Genomic DNA, 20180 nt, shown 5'->3' on the forward strand with positions numbered 1-20180 from the left:
TATGAAATTAGCCGAAATATCCATAAAACGTCCGTCGTTAGTAATCGTATTGTTTACGATTCTGATACTTGGTGGATTGTTTAGCTACAGCCAGTTAGGCTATGAGCTGATCCCGAAATTTGAACAAAACGTTATTACAATTTCTACTATTTATCCCGGAGCTTCTCCAAGTGAGGTAGAGAATACAGTAACCAAGAAAATTGAAGATGCTATTGCGTCCTTAGAGAATATCAAGAAAATTGACTCTAAGTCTTATGAGAGTTTGTCTATTGTATCTATCACATTAACATCGACTGCAAAAGTTGATATTTCGATGAATGATGCACAGCGAAAAATAAACGCTATTATTAGTGATTTACCGGATGATGCAAAAACACCGGCGTTAACCAAGTTCTCGTTGAGTGATTTACCAATTATGACGCTTGGTGCCAATGGAAAAATGGACGAAGCAGCATTTTATGACTTAATTGATAAAAAAATTGCTCCCGTTTTGTCTCGTGTAACGGGTGTTGCTCAGGTAAATATTATTGGTGGTTCTGAGCGCGAAATTCAGGTAAATCTTGATGCTGTAAAAATGCAGGCTTACAACCTTTCTATTCCTCAGGTACAACAAAATATTTTGACTTCGAACTTAGATTTCCCAACAGGAAATATCCAAACTCGTAATCAAAAAATATTAATTCGTTTAGCGGGTAAATATAAAAGTGTTCAGGAATTAAGAAACTTAGTTGTTTCTTCTCAAAACGGAATTCAAATTCGTTTAGGAGATATTGCTGACGTTCAGGATACTCAGAAAATTGCTGAAAAAATATCACGTGTAGATCAAAAAAGTGCGATTGTTTTGCAAATTATCAAACAATCAGATGCAAATGCCGTTGCGGTAAGTGAACAATTATTAAAAACAATTGCTCTTCTGGAACAAGATTATAAAACCAATCAATTAAAATTACAAGTTGCAAAAGACAGTACAATCTTTACTCTTGAAGCTGCAGATTCTGTAGTACACGATTTATTAATTGCGGTTATTCTGGTAGCTTTTGTAATGTTGTTCTTCTTGCACAGTATTAGAAACTCGTTGATTGTAATGGTTTCGATTCCTGCATCGTTAATTTCAACATTTATTGGTATTTATTTAATGGGATATACATTAAACTTAATGAGTTTATTAGGATTATCTCTTGTTGTAGGTATTCTGGTCGATGATGCGATTGTGGTCCTCGAAAATATTTACAGGCACATGGAAATGGGTAAAAGCCGAATTCGTGCTTCGTATGACGGAACTGCGGAAATTGGTGGAACTGTAACTTCGATTACATTAGTAATTGTGGTGGTGTTCTTGCCTATTGCAATGAGTTCCGGTTTAGTTTCTAATATTATTACACAATTTTGTGTTACTGTAATTATTTCAACTTTACTGTCACTTTTAGCTTCATTTACAATCATTCCTTGGTTATCATCTCGTTATGGTAAATTGGAACATATTGAAGGAAAAAATTTATTTGGAAGAATTATTCTTGGTTTCGAAAGCTATTTAACACGTTTTACAAACTGGGTTTCCGGTTTATTAGAGTGGAGTTTAGATCATTATGTTAAAACAATTGTAATCGTTCTGGTATTGTTTTTTGGATCTATCTTTTCATTGCTTGGCGGAGGTTATATTGGTGGAGAATTCTTTGCATCTTCTGATAGTGGTGAGTTCTTAGTTCAAATCGAAATGCCGAAAGATGCTTCGTTAGAACAAACTAACTTTATGACGCAGAAAGCTGAAGCATTTTTGAAAACACAGGAATATGTTTACAGCCAAATTACAACTGTAGGACAAACCAGTGAAGGTTTAGGAGCATCTCAGGCTACGGCTTACAAAGCTGAGATTGACGTAAAAATGATCGAACAAAAAGATCGTACAGATGGTGCAGCAGTTTACGCTGCAAAAATGAAGCGTAAGCTTGAAAAAGTATTAGTTGGAGCAAAAGTAAAAACAGTTCCTGTAGGTATCTTAGGTACTGCTGATAATGCAACATTAGGATTAATCGTAACAGGTCCTTCAACTGACGCCGCTATGGCTTATGCTAAATTAGCTGAAGCTGAATTGCGTAAAATTCCCGGAACAACTGAGATTAAATTGACAGTTGAGGACGGAAATCCTGAAATTAATGTTCAGGTTGACAGAGATAAGATGGCTGCTTTAGGTTTAACACTTCAAACAGTTGGTTTAACCATGCAAACTGCTTACAGTGGAAATACTGATGGAAAATACAGAGCTGGTGAATACGAATATGATATCAACATCAAATACAATGCTTTTGACAGAAAAAACATTACAGATGTTAGTAATTTAATTTTCATTAATGCAGCAGGACAACAAATCAAATTGTCTCAATTTGCTACAATTAAAGAAGGTTCAGGACCTAGCCAGTTAGAGCGTAGAGATAAAACAGCATCTGTAACCGTACAAGGTCAGAATGTTGGGGTTCCTTCAGGAACAATCGTAACGCAATGGCAGGAAAAATTAGATAAACTTAAAAAACCGGTTGGTGTAAGTTATATTTGGGGTGGAGATCAGGAAAACCAAAGTGAAGGTTTTGGTACTTTAGGGATCGCTTTATTAGCCGCTATTATTTTAGTTTACCTTGTAATGGTTGGGCTTTATGATAGTTTCGTTCACCCGTTTGTAGTATTGTTTGCAATTCCGCTTTCGTTTATCGGAGTATTATTAGCTTTAGCTTTAACAAACAATACCTTAAATATATTTACGATTCTTGGGGTCATAATGTTGATTGGTCTGGTGTGTAAGAATGCCATCATGTTAGTCGATTATACCAATCAAAGAAGAGCAGCAGGAGAATCAATCAGAACAGCGTTAATTCAGGCGAATCACGCTCGTTTACGTCCGATTTTGATGACTACAATTGCGATGGTATTTGGTATGTTCCCAATTGCATTAGCATCTGGAGCAGGAGCTGAATGGAAAAACGGATTGGCTTGGGTAATTATAGGAGGATTAATTTCTTCCTTATTCCTAACCCTTATCGTGGTTCCTGTTATTTATAGTATCATGGAAAAAATAATTGCAAGAGTTAGCAAAGGAGAAAAAGTCGATTACGAAGCTGAAATGGTTGCTGATTATAAGCATACCGAATTAAGTGAAGACGGTTTTAATCCTAAACATACCCATTAATTGATTTAATTTTAGATTGAAAAATCCCAGATTCCTTACGGAGTTTGGGATTTTTTTTTGGTTGAATGTTATTCAGGATTATTTATAAAGTCTGGATCAGCTGATTTGATGAAGTTATAAAAAGATCTTCGGATGCTTAATCAGAATTTAATAATGAAGACAAGGAAGTTTTAGAAATAAAAAATCCCAAATTCCAGTCAGGAATTTGGGATTTTTTGATTTTACCTCATCGTTAAGAATTGGAATTTTGGAATTTCTCCCGAGGCTTCAGGATCGTAATTTCCTTTTTTTATTTTTCCATTTTTGGAATTTGGAATTTTTAATATTGGAATTTTATTTTTTTACTTTTTCACAATCTTGATTGTTTTAATTTGTCCTTCAGATTTTACTTTTAATAAATAAAATCCGCTTGAAACATTTGATAAATCAATTTCAGAATGCGTATTGTTTATTTTCTTAGCCAAAACAGATTTTCCGGAAACGGATATTATTTCTATTTCATCAATAGTAGCAGTATTATCTATTGTCAATGTATGTTGCACAGGATTTGGGTAGAATCTAAAATTAGACAAAGCAAAATCAGGAGCAGAAAGTGATCCGTTTAATTTGGTTGTAACAGCAAGACGTTCTATACTTTCAATTCCGTTTATGGTTTGAGAAGCGTAATAAGTAGTTCCGTCAACCAAAAGTGTCGTTAATGATAAAGTAACCTCACTTGACTTAGTTGTTTTTCCTCCTAAAGGATTCTGATTACTGTACCATTTAATGTTTTGACCGTTAATAACTAAATCTCCTAAAGTTTGTCCCAGTTTAAATTCTATTGTTATAATGTTTTTGCCATCTATCAAAGGAGCTGGTGGATCTACAGTAGTTGTAATACTAACTAAACATCCATTTTGGTCTCTAACAAATAATTGGTACGTTCCGTAGTTTACATTTGTAAAAATGTTATTTGCTTGAAAAATAATTCCGTCTAATGAATATTGATAACTCCCATTTCCACCAACAACATTTACTGTTATGTTTTGATTGTCTGTAGTTACAGTTGCAATTATAGGAGCTGGTGAACTAAGAATTATGTTTACAATTTCGATACAGCCATTAGCATCTTTTACTGCAATAGTATAATTGCCGGGACTTAGTTCAGCGAACATATTAGTACTCTGAAAAGAACCTCCATTTAGCGAATAAGAATATGGAGCCTGACCACCTGCAACAGTAGCTATTATTATTCCGTTTGACAAACAAGTTACATTAGAAACAATTGTTGCATTAAGGAACAAAGGATTCAAAGGCATTACAATTAAATTCTGAGTATATATTGCATTTTGCGAATCACGAACTGTTATTATATAATTGCCAGGTTGCATGACAATAAAGACATTAGAATTAATATAAGTTTCGCCATTATCTATAGAATACTGGTAAATGCCGGAACCTCCGTCTGCTACAATAGTTATAACTCCTGTTGGATCGTCACAACTTGGCTGACTTACAGTAGCGACTGCTGAAAGCGTTGATGATAGCGATAAAATAGTAGCCTGGTTTATAGCTGAAGAACAGCCTTTTGCATCTTTTACAATTATGCCATAAGTTCCGGCTGTAAGATTACTAAAAGTATTTGATAACTGAGCAGGAATTATAATAACATTATTACTATTCAAAAGCGAATAGGTAAATGGCGCTGTTCCTCCACTTGCTAAAGTAGTTATACTTCCATCATTACTATTAGGTCCCGTAGTGTTAGTTATAGCCTGTATTGTATTTATAGGTCCCGTAGTATATGGTACTGTAATATATACGGTTGCAATACAACCATAGCTGTCTTTTGCGAATAAGGTGTAATCTCCTCCTGATAAATCACTTATGTTTACTGGAGAATAACTAGTTCCTCCTGTAAAAGAATAAGTATACGGAGCTTGTCCGCCAGTTGTATTGATAGTTACGGAATTTTTGCCTCCACAAATTGTGGCTTCCGCAATGGTTGCAGTTAATGTCAGTAATGAAGGTGATTCTATAACCAAAGTAGTTGTAAAAACACATCCACTAGCATCTTTAACGTTTACAATATGTGTTCCGGGCGCTGCACCAAAATACATGTTGTCTGTTTGATAATTTGTTGAACTATTTACGGCGTATTGATATGGAGCCTGACCTCCAGTTGCTGTAATAGTTATCGTTGAATTATAGTTTATAGAACAATCTACAATTTTAGAACTTGAAACCGTTGCTGTTAAAGGAACAGGTTGTCTTATAGTTATAGTATTTGTAATTGCTGTACAATCAAGAGAGTCTTTTACACGAACAAAGTAGGTTCCTGCATTTATGTTGGTAAAAGTATTGATTGAACTATAACTTACTCCATTATCTAAAGAGTATTGATATGGTCTTTTACCTCCTGAGGCATTAACATTTATTGTAGCATTGCTGACACAATCTACCTCTTTAGTAAGAAGTGCCGTCGCGTTTAAAGAATTAAGAGCACTTATAATAGCGATAAAACTTATTGTAGCATTTTGACTGTCCTTAACGCTTATCGTATACGTTCCCGGAGATAAACCGGAAAATACATTTGAAAAGCTATAATTTGGATTATTGTTTAATGAATATTCGTAAGAACCTGAACCTCCTATGGCATTCACAGTAATTGATCCTTTAGGATTATCGCAATTTAAAGGCGTGATCATAATTGTAGCCGAAAGAAGAGTCGAATCTCTAACAGTTAACCCAGTTTGTATAGTTGTACATCCTTTTTTATCTATAGTTTGTAAACTATAAACTCCTGATGGCAAATTTTCAAATGTATTAGATGTCTGAGGTCCTGTAACTATTGCATTATTATTTTGTAAAATATAGCTATATGGTGGAGTTCCGCCTGTTGACGAAGCAGAAATTGTTTTATCATTAACGACAACAGTGGATACTATTGCTACAGGTTCAGATAATTTTACTGAGATCGTTACCTCACAACTGTTTCCATCTAAAACACGTATCATGTGATTTCCGGCACTTAGATCTCTAAAAGTCTCAGTAAGTTGAAAATTACCATTATCAATAGAATATGTATATGGAGACTGACCCTCAACTACATTTATTTTTATTACACCATCTTTGGCACCATTACAGCTTATTTCAGAAACAATTTCGGATGTTATTACTGCTGATCTTGCTGGAGTGATATTAACCCAAGTAGTAGTTTTAAAATTATTTGAATCTTTAACAGTTATCGTATAACCACCAACATTTAGATTAGGTAAAACATTTGAGTTTGTATACGTATTTCCATAATCTAATGAATATTGATATGGACTTTTCCCTCCGGTTGCAATTACAGTTATAATACCTTTAGGATCACGGCATGTTATAGAAGTTGCAGTAGCTATTGCAGTAAGCACAGATGATCCAGAAACAATTATATCAGCTTGTACGTATGTGACGCCTTTAGAATCTGTTACTATGGTTTTGTAAGTGCCATTTACCACATCTGTAAATATGTTACTTGCTTGAGTTTTATATGTTGGATAACCCGAAATATCCTGAAGACTATACGTATAAGGCAGTGTTCCTCCGGTTGCAGTAATTGTTAATGTTCCTTTATCAACTACAACAGATGATAAAACAGGAACAGGTTTTACAACTGATATTGGTTGAATCAAAATACAGTTATTTGGATCTCTTACATAAATTATGTGATTGCCATAACTTACATTTGAAAATATATTAGCGTCCTGCTTATAAATACCTCCATCAATGGCATAATCATATTTTCCGTAACCGCCACTAGCATTAACTACTACAGTTTTATCCGAAATCACAATTTCGGCAGTTATAAGAGCAGGGTCTTTTAATGTTACTGATCCGGAAACAATACAACCATTAGAATCCTTTACTGATAAAACATAATTTCCTGCTGATAAATTTTCAAAAAGATTATAAGAAATATATTCCCCTCCATTTATTGAAAAAAGATTAGGAGATTTTCCGTTACTTGCTCCAACTAATATTGAACCATTTGAATCCCCATGACAAAGAACAGCTTTATAAGTTATGGTTATTTCCGGCATTTTTATTGGATCTATTATTGAAATTGCTGAAACTACAGAATTTTCAGCATCAAGAACTTTTACGCTGTAAGTTCCGGCAACTAAACCAGAGAACACATTAGAATTACCATAAGTATTTCCGTTATCTATAGAATACTGATAAGGTAAAACACCACCATGCGGAGTAATAGTTATAGATCCGGTAGTAATAACACACGTAATAGGAGTTACCGTTGCCGTAGTAGTGAGAGGGGTAGGTGCATTAAGGATATTGAGTCCTTTTTGTGATAAAGTACATCCCTGAGTATCTGTTACAATTACTTCGTATGATCCGGCAGCCAGACCTGTAAAAGGATTAGTTGTTTTAGAAGGAATAATTATTCCCCTGTCATCTTTAAGAGAATACATATAAGGAGGAGCTCCACCAGAAACATTTAAATCTATTTTCCCTTCATTAGCAGCATTACTATCATTTGTTATAATTGTACTTATTGCTATAACAGGATTTATAGGACGGATGGTAAAATTAAAAGAAATAGTACATCCGGTTGCATCCTGTATTGTTGCAGTATATTCTCCAGCTTTTAAATTCCTGAAAATATTTGAACTTGTAAATTCATTTCCTATAGAAAATAAATAAGGAGCTTTTCCTCCTAACGCGGTAACTTCAACAGTACCATCATTTGATTCCGGGCAAGTTACACCTTTTATTCCCACACGCCAGGAAAGTGGACTCAAAGAATCTACAATCAATGATTTCGAAGCCACACAACCATTTCCATCCCTAACATATACTGTTTGAGAACCCGGACTTGGATTATTAACAATATTGTTTTGCGTAAAAGTAACTCCTGCATGTGAATATTCGTAATTAGAATTACCACCGCTTCCGGAAATCACTATTCTGGGAACACAGTTTACGTAAACAACTGAAGCATTAGCAACTAAAACCGGATTCACGATCAAATTAAAATAATTTGTAGTAATGATTCCGTTATTGTCAATTCTGGCATAAATAGTTGGAACATTTCCTGTATCTACAAAATTTGCAGGATTTGCAATTGCATTTAGATTATTGTTTGCATCGGCAAGACTTATGTGATAACTAACAGTAGTTTCAGCAGGATTTAAATTACCAATTAAAAGTGGTTTTTGTAAAGTTAAATCAAATGTATTATTTCCTGCGCAGTGTTCCATATTACTGACTTGAGCATGAAAAATAGAAGTAAACAGTAAAAGAAAAAAAAGTAAAGTTTTTTTCATACGTATAGGTTTGTTAATTTGTTTTAACAAATATATACAAAAAACTCAATTTATTTCAAATACAAACAATGATTATAATAATCTATAATCGCCTTACCTTCAAGTAAAACATCGGCTCCAATAATGCCATGAACAGGCTTTGCCTTATAGGCTTTTAGGGCTTCATTTACATGCGAAAGATCAAAAATCACTAGACTAAAATCTATGTTTTTCCAGTTGCCGAGTTGTAAATTATTATTTGCTGAAATTTGCGTTTTCATCCCAGTTCCTCCAGCTCCTGAAGCTTTGGTCTTCGATTTTTTTGCGTTTAATTCAAAACGTTCGATACTTTCAAATCCTACGCAGGAATTAGAAGCTCCCGTGTCTAAAATAAAATTTCCCAAAACACCATTGATTTTTGCTTTTATAAGAAGATGCTGCGTTTTAGTAACTTTGAATTTTATTTTTTTGTATTTCTCTTTTTTGAGAACCGCGTGAAGATTTTCCATTTTTGATAATGATTGAAAATCAAAAATAAACCAATTACCGCCAATAAACTAATCATGTAAAAGATATAATTCGGCGATTTTTCTTCGGCCGAAATCGAGCCATAATACACAAATGAACTCCAATAATAAGGAGATTTTTTAGCGTTTGGAATTGATTTGTCGTTTAGAAAAGCAATTTTAGCATTCGTATTAGCTTCAAAATACGGAATATCTTTTTTGACGTTTTTATAAAAATCAGCCATAAAAACCGATGTCGTATAATCGTTTACTTTCCATAATGAAAAAAGTAAATTCTGCGCTCCGGCAAACTGAAACCCTCTTGCCACACTCATCGCGCCTTCGCCTTTATACAGTTTTCCAAGTCCGGTTTCGCACGCACTTAAAACAACCAAATCCGGATTGATGTTGAGGTTATACAATTCAGAATATAAGATTTCCTGATCATAAAATTTAATACTCGCCGGAGTTTCAATATCACCCGAAGAAGCGTGCGTACTTAAATGTAAAACCGAATATTGGTTTGCATTTTTTTTGAAATTAGAAAATGTAGCTTCAGAATTTTCTAAATATTTTCCTTTAAAATTACTTCGAATAGATTCCATTTCCTTCTTAGAATAACTCAATTCAAAAGCTGTTTTTTCGAAAACCGGAAAAATACCTAAAACTGTTTTTTGGGAGTTTGAAACGGGCTTTGCATTTAAATATAGGTTTGCCGACGTATTATAAGCAATCTTAAAATCATTTAATAAATAATGCATTTTGGCAAAATTTGTTGTTGGAGATTCTTGCGTAATCAAAGCTTCAAATGGCAGGAAATTCAAAATACCGTCAGGAACAATAATCAGGTTTTTGTAAATTTTGTTGTGAGGCAATTTCAACATATTATAAACAGCATTTCCAACATGCTTGTATCCGGATATATTACTTGTAATATTATCTGCATTATTGAAATAATTTAAAAAATCGACAATTAAAGGTATTGCAGTATCGGTAATGTAAATGTGATTTAAAGTAATTTTTTGATTTTGTAAAGTGAAATAATAAAGGTTTTCAGCGCCCATAAAATAATAAACCATTACAGCTTTATCTTTTTCCAGTTTTGAAAACAACCCTTTTAAATCGCAATTTTCAGGAATATTACCCAGGTTTCCAAATTGGATTTTCTTCAGGGCAAGCATCAGTTCATTTTGCTTTTTTATATTCTGATTAATGAATGAAATATTAGCCGAATTTCCTTTTTGCTGTTCCTTAATTATCGAATTATTTAAGTTTTGAAGTTCCTGCAAAAGTGATTTTTCTTCAACAGTTGCACTTTTGATATTCGAACGATAACTTTTTAAAATACACGATTTTGTTCTTTCAGCTAATTGAAAAGCCTGTTCCAGATATTCAATTTTATTTTCGTCATGATACAATCGGTCATAAATCGAAAGACATTTTTCAGTACGATTTCTTGCCCTGATTTGCGATATAATTTTAGAGTTTTCATAAACCAAAACATTCATCAACAAATCTTCAATATGAAGAGAAAGCTGATAAGATTCTAGCGCTTTTTTAAGTTGGTTTTGTCTCAGGAAAATTTCTGCTTGTAAATCCAGAACATCAATTAAAACCGTTTCAGCATATAATTGGTTCTGTTTCGGAAGAATATTTTTCGAATTATAATTCGGAATCAAAATTTTGAAAATCGCTTTTATTTCTTCTGAACTTTCAGTAAATTTTCGTTGATCAAAAAGTAACAAAGCTTTTTCATAATAAAGTTTTGCAATTTTTTGAGGTTGTGGATTTGGGGTTTCAAAAAACAATTTTTCTCCTTTTTCAAGATAAGAATTCGCAATGTCATAATGTTGCCATTGTCTGTTTAATGAAGCTAAATTTCTATATGAATTTGATAAAGTTTCAGATTGATCTTTTTCAGTTTTCAGATAGTTTACTGCCAATTCAAATGATTTTTCAGTATTAGAATAGGAATTCATTTTAACAATAAAACCATTTGTACTCAGCAAATAACTATTTCCCAAATTATTGTATAAAACACCTTTTTGAGCATTTGATAGTTTTTCTGTTTTCAGCGTATTTTCTAATAATTCTATCGCCAAATTAATTTTACCGGAACTCTGATAAACGTTTGATAAATTAAGAATCGCAGCAAACTTTTGCTTTTGAGCATCAGGATAATTTTTAGAAGTATTGACGATAAAAAAGTACTGTTTAATCGTGTTTTCGGCACTGTCATAATCGCCCAAAACCGTATATAAATTTCCTAAAGGTTTCAAGCAAAACTCAATAATATCATAATTGCTGAGTTTGTTTTTCTGATACAATTGCCAGGCTTTTTCGTAACTTGAAATAGCTTTTTCGGTTTGCCCGAATTGGTTTTCATAATAAGCTTTATTGCAATTTAAAACTACAATTGCCAATAGTTCATCTTTAGTTTTAGGTTCTGGATTTCTCCAAAAAGCAGCTTCCGTATTCCTAAGATTCTGCAACGCTTTTGCCGAAGGATTCGCAACAAAAGCATCAACTGCATTATATATTTTATCTTCCTGATGCTGTCCGAAAACATTCAGATTTACAAAAAGAAGGATTAAAACATATAAGCGATATAAGTTCATATTAACGTTTGCGTTTGTATAGCGGATAAATTTAAACCATATAAGTGATATAAGTTCATGTTAAAGTATATTGTGTCAACATTGTCAGTCTGAGCAAAGTCGAGGACCTTTTGTGTTGTGGAGCCTTCGACTTCGCTCAGGGTGACATTCGTTTTCAGAAACGGCTTTAATAATATGAACTTACATCGCTTATATGGTGAAAAAAAAATTAAAATTTCCAGATTCCATAAAACTGAAAATAGTTAAAATTTTGTTCGAAGTTCATAACATAACGCGCCCCCAAACTCGGACCAATCCTGGCAAAACCTAAAGTCAAATCAAATAAAACGCCTGTTTTTAAATTGGCAAATGAATTTGAAACTGAACTTGATTCTATTCTCGTATCTATTAAAAACTGATCAGTTCCACCTTCAAAAGCTTCGATTTTACTAATTTTATTTTGTTCAGATGAAACATCAAAATTCGCCTGAATTCCTGCGCCAACGCCAATATAATTATTAATGTTATACCGGATTAAAACAGGAATTTCCCAATTTACATTTTTGTTTTCGGTTGTTGTTGTCGTGCGCTGAAATTGTTTTGTGCCATTTGCGCCTACAACAGTTTCTTCAATTATGGTTGCGCCACTTTCGTATTTATTAATCGCGTTCAACCATTCGGCCTGCCAATAAAAACGATACGATTTAAAAGGCGAAATTGTCGCGCCCACAAAATAACTTGTCGATTTTTCAAGATCAGGATATACATTATAACCCGCTTTTGCGCCAATCGAAATTCCGGGCAAAAATCTGGTAGTGGCGTAATTGGTAATAATAGGTTCGTTTTTGTCAAAGATAATTGCCGTTCTGCTTTTGGTTTTTACTTTATGAAAATCCTCGGCAAACTTCATCGAGTATTTTACAAAACCTTTTGTACTGTCTTTTTCGTGTACATTTTTTTGTTCGCTTCCGGGTAAATAAATGTTTTTGAATGTGAAATAGATTTGATTCTTTTTGATTATCGTATCAAGACAACTTGTGGTTGGAACTTCGCCTTTTGGACAAATGGGGCATTTAGGATACATATCCTCAACCTGAAATGTTTTCTTGTCGAACATATCCGGAATATCCGTTTCTAACCTGATCATTCTTGCCGGACCTTCGCCATTGTTCTGGAAACGGGTTTTGAAATTTACGCGTTTAAAACGCACCAATCTGTAATTCATAAAACTTCCGTTAGATCCCATTTTGTTAGGATCGTGAGAAGTCACGATTTCCATTTCGAGATTTTTTATTTTGTGGTTTTTATAACTTCTGTTTGGGACAAAAATACCACGCATGGTAACCGTTGCGCTCGTATCTTTGATCATTTCCGGAGTTGTTTTAAACGTATAAAAAACATTGTGGGTTTCGCTTGGGTTTACGTCATCAAATTCTAAAATAGAAACATTATTATAGGTTTTATTCGCATCTAATAATGATGCATCAAGATCTTCTTCGGTAGTTGTGTTTTTGTATTTTTTGGTTTTGAAATTGTTTTCGGCCGAAGCCAGATAAGTATTCGAATCATCGAGGTCATTAATTGATGCAATGGTTTTTTCTTTTACTTCACGCTCGTTTGCGTAGGTTCTAAAATCGACTAATTCGAAATTATTGCTTTTAAATTGTTTCTCATTATAGAACAAATATAACTTTCCGCTTGATACATAATTCTCCAGATTTTGATAACCTACAACGACTACCATTTCCTGATCCGGGATTGGATCGCAATTTTTTATAATGGCAAATCCGTTTTGATCTGCTATTGAAGCAATGTCTTTATAATTAGGATCGGTAATGTCGTTTACGGCGACTTTTTTCGGGCGTGTTGCCGGAGGTTTTCCGTTGTCATAATTGTTGGTTACGGCAAGTCTTGTGGTGTATGTTCCTTTGTTTTTATATACGTGTTTAGGTTCAGCTTCTTTACTGTAATTTCCGTCACCGAGTTCCCATAAATAGGAATAACTAGGTTTTGGTGCGCCGGCAATTGGTATTAATGGCGGAGTTTCCGGTTTATAAGTGACAGCGTTTCCGTTCTGGATAAAAACAATATTGGCTCTTCGGGTTATGGTATCTTTTACTTTGGTTTGTGAGAAAGAAAATAAAGAAAAAAGAATAAAGAGAATAGACGATAGTGGTTTCATAACTAGTGGTTTTTAGCCCTGATAGTAGTGGAAATCCTTTTGTGCCGGTGTTCGGCATAAAAGATTGCAACGATAGCAGGATTAGCTTCTGAAAATCATCAGAATTGTTTTTGAAAACTGGATTAAATGTAAAAAAAAGTGATGAGCAAATCATCACTTTTTCTTAAAAGTATTTTGTAAGTTACTGAATAGCATTGATTGCCGCTACAAGTTGTGCTTCGGTACCAATGGTTGTTTCGGCTAAAGTAAAGGTGTAAACATCGTTTGCAGCAACGGTTACGGCTTTGATCGCATAACGCCATTGACCATTATCTTCAGTCACAAAAATCACATGACATTGTAAACCTATCGGGATTTGACCGTAATGTTCGCTGAATAATCCTGCGGCTGTATACGTATCTAGTTTTGCAAGTGCGTTTGTTCCTTCGCCATCATATGACAAATAAATCGCGCTATTATTGTTGTCGTAACCATCTGGCGCATCAGCAAGAAGCGTTGTTTTAGGTCTTGGATCACTGTAAAAACGGTCTACGTTTGTCCAGCCAAAGTTGCCAAAAGTCACATAATAATTAGTTCCTTCACCCTGAACACCGCCTTTACCGCCAGTTCCGTCAGCATTTGGTTTAGGTTGTTCCCAGGCTAATTCGCCTTTATCATCGATTGCACCATTCCATAAGGTCATTGTATTGTCGACACCATCTGTTAAAGCAGCCGGAATAATTAAATTCATATAGCAGGAAGTTTTAAGCTCAACTCCGCCTTGCGTGGCTTTGATAAAGAATTCTCCGCCTGAAATTAGCAAGTTTTTCTTTCCGTCAGCCATAACACCCATTGTTGGTTTGTTGGTAATCAACATGTTTCCTTTATCAAAAAGTTCGATGTATTCAATATCAACAACTCCGGTTACGGCAACTCCGTTTTTAGTCAGACAATCTCCGTTGATGTTTAATTTTACTCCTTTGGCAGATGTTAAAGTTATTACACCGGTTCCGGCAGTTATGGTAAAGTTTTGTGTGTTTTTCTTGATTCCTTTTTCGGTAATTCCTTTAAAAGCTGTTGCTGATGGAGGCAAAACAAGATTATTGTCTTCGCCGTCGCTATTGTCGCAGCTTACAAAATTGATAACTAATAAAAATAAAAGTCCGATTTTTTTAAAATTTGTGTTCATGATTTCTAGTTTTTATAAATCTGCCTTGATTGTTTCAAGTGGTTTTCAGATTCTGGTTGTTAATTTTAATTTTATATTCTTATATCAATTTGGGTTTGATATTGTTACCCTTATTTTCAAAATTTATTTTTTCAACTTCTTTTACTATTATATCAAGTTGCTTTATAAATTGTTACCCTTGTTTTTGATTTATTTTGAAAGGCATTTGTCTTCGAATAAATTTCCATCTTCGTCTAATGCGACCAGAATGTCTTTTTTCCGCGAAAGCGAAATCCCTAAATAAATCCAGACAATTGACCAAAGCCCAAATGTGATACAGGTAATAAATAGATGTAAAGGATGATTGATTTCTTTTTTAGCTTTAGATAAAACAGCATAAGGTAATTTTGTGTTATGCTCTATAATCACAAAACCATTTCGTGTTTTGGCAGAAAGCATTTTATGAAATCGATCCAGATTTTTGTCTTCTATAAATTGATAAGTTTCCATTTTGCTTAGTTTTTTGATTGTTTTTCCAGAAGCTTTTTTGCCAGAATCCCACGAATAAGCACGAATTCAGGAATTAAAAAAACCCGTGATAATCTGTTTCATCCGTTTAATCTGTGGGCTTACTTTTCTAAATATTCTAAATTGAGGTTTATTGACCAAAAAGCTTTCCTGTTACGTTATATCAACTTAAATTGTTAATTGTTACCCTATAATGTGAAATTTATTTATAATTGTTTTCTAAATTAGCTTCAAAAAGTTTTTTATGGGCAAAACGAAGATTCATGCTGATCAAATGTATATTGAAGGACTTGCTGCAAATGATTCGGCAATTATTCAGACCATTTACAAAAATTGCGTCCCAAAAGTCGTGCTGTTCGTTATGAACAATTCAGGAGATAAAGAGCATGCGCAGGATATCGTTCAGGAAATAATGATTTTACTTTTTAATCAGGCTAAAGCCAATGCACTACAATTGACTTGCCCGTTTGATGCTTACTTTTTTTTATTGTGTAAAAGAAAATGGCTCAACGAACTCAAAAAAACATCAAATAAAGGGGTAACAATTAATGAAGATGCAGTATCTATGAATGAATCTGCACTGGAATTAATTACTCACACAGAGGAATTTGATGAAAAACAACAGCTTTTTGATACCATGTTTCTAAAATTAGGAGACAAATGCCAGGAGTTGTTAAAGCTGAGTTTCACCACAAAAACGATGGAAGAAGTAGCTGAGAAACTTAACGTTACTTACGGTTATGTCCGCAAAAAGAAATCGTTATGCGTGGGGCAATTAACACAGTGGATTCAGGAAGCCAAAAATTTTAAATCGCTAAAAAATAATTAGTCATGAACGAAGAACGCTATATATTATTCGATCAATATCTTCAGGGAGAAATGACTGTGGAGGAAAAAGATAATTTTGAAAAACAATTGTCTGAAAATCATGAATTGTCTTCGGAGTTTGAAACTTTCAAGGAAGTACAATTACGCCTTACAACCAAATTTGAATTTGAAGAAGAAAGAGAAGCGTTTGCAGCAAATTTAACCACAATTTCAGAGAAACATTTTAATACTCATATCAATAAACCAAAAGTCGTGCTAATGCGACCTTGGTATTATGCCGCCGCCGCATCGATTATTGTTTTATTCGGGTTGTTCTTTTTTGATTATAATAATCCAACTTTTGCCGATTATGATAATCCGGAACCAGCAACTTTTGTAGAAAGAGGAGATTTAAATACAACCTTAAACAAAGCGCAAACAGCATTTAACGATGGGAAATATGCAGTTGCGATTCCGCTTTTTGAGGAAATTCTAAAAGAAAACAATATACCAGAAATTAAATATTTCTACGGAGTTTCGTTATTAGAAGAAAGTAAATACAATAAAGCCGAAGCTATTTTTAACGAATTGAAATCAGGAACATCTGTATATAAAGAAAAAGCAAAATGGAATCTTGCCTTATCAAAACTAAAACAAAAGAAATACAAAGAATGCGAGGAAATCCTGCAGACGATTTCGCAGGATTATGAAAATTATGATGATGTTGAGAAGCTTCTGGATGAATTGAATTAGGAATATTTAATTATTTATCTCCTGATTTGTCATTCCGAGGAACGAGGAATCTTCGCAAGTAGCTCGACAATTAGGAAATACTTTATGTTTGTGTCTTACGGAGATCCCTCGTTCCTCAGGGATGACAAGATTGTGTTTCTAATAATAAGTTTAAATCATTGTCAAAGTTTTAAATTTTGACAATGATTTTTAGTTTACAAAAAATAACCCTTTTACGTAAAACCTCAATCGGATTTAGATTTTTAATTCTAAATTCGATTTTTCTTTTTATAAACAAACTAACCAAAACCATTTATTATTACATGAAAAAAATTACCCTCTTTTTTCTACTTATCTTTTCACAAATTAGCTTCGGTCAAGCCAAAATAACAGAGAACGAAAAACTTATTGCGACCTGCAAAGTTTGGGGATTCTTAAAATATTACCATCCAAAGGTTGCCAATGGCGATTTTAATTGGGACAATCAGCTTTTAGAAAATCTGCCTAAAATAGAAAAAGCCCAAACTAAAGCAGAATTTTCATTAGTTCTTGAAAACTGGATTGATGATTTAGGAGCGATAAAGGAAATTGCTCCAATAATACCTTCAAAAGATGTTGAATATTTTGATAAAAACTTCGATTTATCATGGATTAACAGCAATAAATTGTTCTCTAAAAAGCTTTCTAAAAAATTAAAATTTATAGAAAAAAACAGATTCCAAACTAATGAAGAAATAGGACCAGGATATAATCCTTTCAAAAACGGAAATTATTTTGATCTGAAATACGATAATAAAAATTCAAAAATACTATGGTTGTTTGCGTACTGGAATTTAGTAGAATATTTTTTCCCGTATAAATATATAATGGATCAAAAATGGGATATTACTTTAGAAAAAGCACTTCCATTAATTCTTGATGCTAAAAACGATGATGATTTTTATAAAGCAACGAGAAAAATATCGGCGAAGCTGGATGATAGTCATGTTGAACTTGCTGTATATAAAAACAATAAATTTGAAGCAAGCAGAAGATATTTTCCTGCCAACTGTAAAATAATAGATAACAAAATGGTTGTTACTGAAATTCTTGCAGACAGTCTTGCTCAGGCTTATAATTTAAAAGTAGGAGATGTAATTACAAAAATTGATGACAAAACAATTCCAGAATTTATTTCAGAATATAGAGATTTATACGCAGCTTCAAATGAACCTGCACTTTTAGGTAAAGTGGTTAGAAAGATTTTAACAGGCAATGAAGACAATGTTAATGTAGAGTTTTTAAAAGACGGTCACTACGAAACAAAAGCAATGACATGGTTTAATTATCATGATTCGCATAGAAATGAATTTAAAAAAGGTGCCAGGAAAAAGAAAGAAAAATTTAAGGTTCTTGATAATAATATTGGATACGTAGATATGGGGATTCTTAAAAGTGCAAATGTTCCAGATATGATCGAAGCATTAAAATCTACCAAAGCTATTGTTTTTGATATGAGGAATTATCCACAAGGAACTTATGATGATATCGCCAAATTTTTAAATGCTCACGAAGAAAAATTTGTAATTTATACCTATCCTGATTTTAATTATCCTGGAAAATTTTATTGGACAGAAGGAACAAACTGCGGTTCTGAAAACAAGGATAATTATAAAGGAAAAGTTATTGTGTTATTGAATGAAGAATCTATAAGTCAGTCAGAATGGACTGCGATGTGTTTTCAAACTGCCGGTAACACCACAATTATAGGAAGCCAAACTGCCGGAGCAGATGGAAATGTAACCGAGCTTGATTTCAAATTATTTCACACCAGATATTCAGGAATTGGAGTTTATTATCCTGATAAACGCGAAACACAACGAATAGGAATCGTTCCGGATATCGAAGTAAAACCAACCATAAAAGGAATTCAGGAAGGAAAAGATGAGGTTTTAGATCGTGCTTTAGTGTTTATTGAAACTAGGATTTAGCTTACTTTTTTATTATGCGCATTTTTGTCATCCCGATTTCTATGATAAAACCAAATCTTTTTTTCAGGAGTTAATCCCGCTATCCGTTTCAATCTTTTGTGTCCGCCGCGGCGGACACAAAAGGATTCCCACTTCTATCGGGGCTAGGACAATCATTTTCATAACACTATTTTCGTATAGTTTTGTCATCCCGAGGAACGAGGGATCTCCGCAAGCAGCTCGCCATTTATGAAATACTTTGTGTTAGTTTCTTGCGAAGATCCTTCCTCCGTCGCCTAAGGACAATGTCATTATGTTAAGGGGAAATCTATAAAATTACTTGACAGTTTAATCAAGAAAGCAACTAGAAAAATCTGTTTTTATCAGCGTTTTCGCTTTAGCGAATCAGTAAAATCAGCGTCTAATTTTGACGCGGATAAAACAGATTTACTTCGTAAAAACGCGGATAAAAACGGATTTTATTTTTTAAAAGCTTAACTTAATGACATTGGCATAGTAGCTGATAGCCCACAGCCTGACGAAGGAAGTGCGAGGACTTGGAGCCAATAGCCCGGTCCGCCGCGGCGGATAACGCCCAAAAAAATTATTCTCATTTATATTATTATTTCCCCGAAATTTGCAAAACAAAGTAAAGAACGGAAATCATGGCAAAAGGACCCGAAAAAAACACCAAAAACAAGGCGTTACACGCCAAATTGCTTAATCGGAAAAAGACTAAACTTCAAGAAGGAAAAGCAGCAAAAGCATTACGCTTGAAGGCATTGGTTACAAAAATGAATCAGAAAAAGAGTAGTGACAAATCTGATGAGATTTAATCGGTAGCGTATTTAAATCTCTGCTAATCATTGTAATCTGTGGCTAAAAAAAACATTTCGATTCCTCAGTATTTTACCCGAAATTTGTACCAAACATTCTAACACAAAATCTATGGAATTCGGTAGAATAATTATCTCAGAAACCGCCTCAAACAGCGAAAACCCGCAAGATGTCATCCACTCTAATATTTCAGTAATTAACCTGATGCGCGAGGAAAAAATAGATGATAATCTAATTCATGAAGACGCGCTGATGAGTTATTATTTAGATTATTACACTTCCCAATACACTGAAGGCAATTTTGCGCAATTTGTCTACAATTCGGGTTGGAATAAAGAATTAAACGAGTTGATAGAAGAAGGTTTGACTTTGATTGGTGCTGAAAAGCATGTGGATTTGTTTCAACAACAATCTAAAAAAGTAAGTTTAATG

The 20180-nt window shown here is 33.7% G+C and carries 11 protein-coding genes and 1 pseudogene; 6 read left to right on the forward strand and 6 right to left on the reverse strand.

Annotation, left to right across the window (positions count from 1 at the left end):
- The first annotated feature begins 1 nt into the window (after window position 1).
- Complete coding sequence (locus ACHZDT_RS09380) at window positions 2-3178, forward strand: efflux RND transporter permease subunit (protein WP_394774364.1); 3177 nt, start codon at window positions 2-4, stop codon at window positions 3176-3178.
- 341 nt (window positions 3179-3519) lie between these two features.
- Here ACHZDT_RS09380 and ACHZDT_RS09385 read toward each other — a convergent pair whose 3' ends face one another.
- The 6 genes from ACHZDT_RS09385 to ACHZDT_RS09410 all read right to left on the reverse strand — a co-directional run bounded on the left by ACHZDT_RS09385 (window position 3520) and on the right by ACHZDT_RS09410 (window position 15405).
- Window positions 3520-8484, reverse strand: coding sequence for a T9SS type A sorting domain-containing protein (locus tag ACHZDT_RS09385; RefSeq protein WP_394774366.1), 4965 nt, complete (start codon window positions 8482-8484; stop codon window positions 3520-3522).
- 50 nt (window positions 8485-8534) lie between these two features.
- Window positions 8535-8972, reverse strand: coding sequence for a retropepsin-like aspartic protease (locus ACHZDT_RS09390; RefSeq protein ID WP_394774367.1), 438 nt, complete (start codon window positions 8970-8972; stop codon window positions 8535-8537).
- Complete coding sequence (locus ACHZDT_RS09395) at window positions 8924-11587, reverse strand: CHAT domain-containing protein (protein WP_394774368.1); 2664 nt, start codon at window positions 11585-11587, stop codon at window positions 8924-8926. Before ACHZDT_RS09395 ends, ACHZDT_RS09390 begins: the two co-directional genes overlap by 49 nt.
- Before the next feature lie 208 nt (window positions 11588-11795).
- The gene (locus ACHZDT_RS09400; protein ID WP_394774369.1) at window positions 11796-13748 is read right to left on the reverse strand and encodes a PKD domain-containing protein; all 1953 of its coding nucleotides are present in this window, start codon (window positions 13746-13748) and stop codon (window positions 11796-11798) included.
- 181 nt (window positions 13749-13929) lie between these two features.
- Window positions 13930-14916: a hypothetical protein gene (locus tag ACHZDT_RS09405; RefSeq protein WP_394774370.1), complete on the reverse strand. Its 987-nt coding sequence runs from the start codon at window positions 14914-14916 to the stop codon at window positions 13930-13932.
- 189 nt (window positions 14917-15105) lie between these two features.
- Window positions 15106-15405, reverse strand: a complete 300-nt coding sequence (locus ACHZDT_RS09410) for a hypothetical protein (RefSeq protein ID WP_394774371.1) — start codon at window positions 15403-15405, stop codon at window positions 15106-15108.
- Between the two features lie 262 nt (window positions 15406-15667).
- Here ACHZDT_RS09410 and ACHZDT_RS09415 point away from each other — a divergent pair, with 262 nt between their 5' ends.
- The 5 genes and pseudogenes from ACHZDT_RS09415 to ACHZDT_RS09435 form a co-directional block, all read left to right on the forward strand.
- On the forward strand, window positions 15668-16252 hold the full coding sequence (locus tag ACHZDT_RS09415; RefSeq protein WP_394774372.1) for an RNA polymerase sigma factor: 585 nt from the start codon (window positions 15668-15670) through the stop codon (window positions 16250-16252).
- Between the two features lie 2 nt (window positions 16253-16254).
- Window positions 16255-16983 (forward strand): tol-pal system YbgF family protein, encoded by a 729-nt coding sequence (locus tag ACHZDT_RS09420; RefSeq protein ID WP_394774373.1) that lies wholly within the window; start codon window positions 16255-16257, stop codon window positions 16981-16983.
- A 302-nt stretch (window positions 16984-17285) separates the two neighbouring features.
- Window positions 17286-18932 (forward strand): S41 family peptidase, encoded by a 1647-nt coding sequence (locus tag ACHZDT_RS09425; protein ID WP_394774374.1) that lies wholly within the window; start codon window positions 17286-17288, stop codon window positions 18930-18932.
- Window positions 18933-19576: 644 nt separating this feature from the next.
- The gene (locus tag ACHZDT_RS09430) at window positions 19577-19747 is read left to right on the forward strand and encodes a hypothetical protein (protein WP_309759033.1); all 171 of its coding nucleotides are present in this window, start codon (window positions 19577-19579) and stop codon (window positions 19745-19747) included.
- Window positions 19748-19859: 112 nt separating this feature from the next.
- A pseudogene (locus ACHZDT_RS09435) lies at window positions 19860-20180 on the forward strand (hypothetical protein); the annotation flags it as partial.

It is taken from the genome of Flavobacterium sp., assembly GCF_043722275.1.
In the GTDB taxonomy this organism is placed as follows: Bacteria; Bacteroidota; Bacteroidia; order Flavobacteriales; family Flavobacteriaceae; genus Flavobacterium.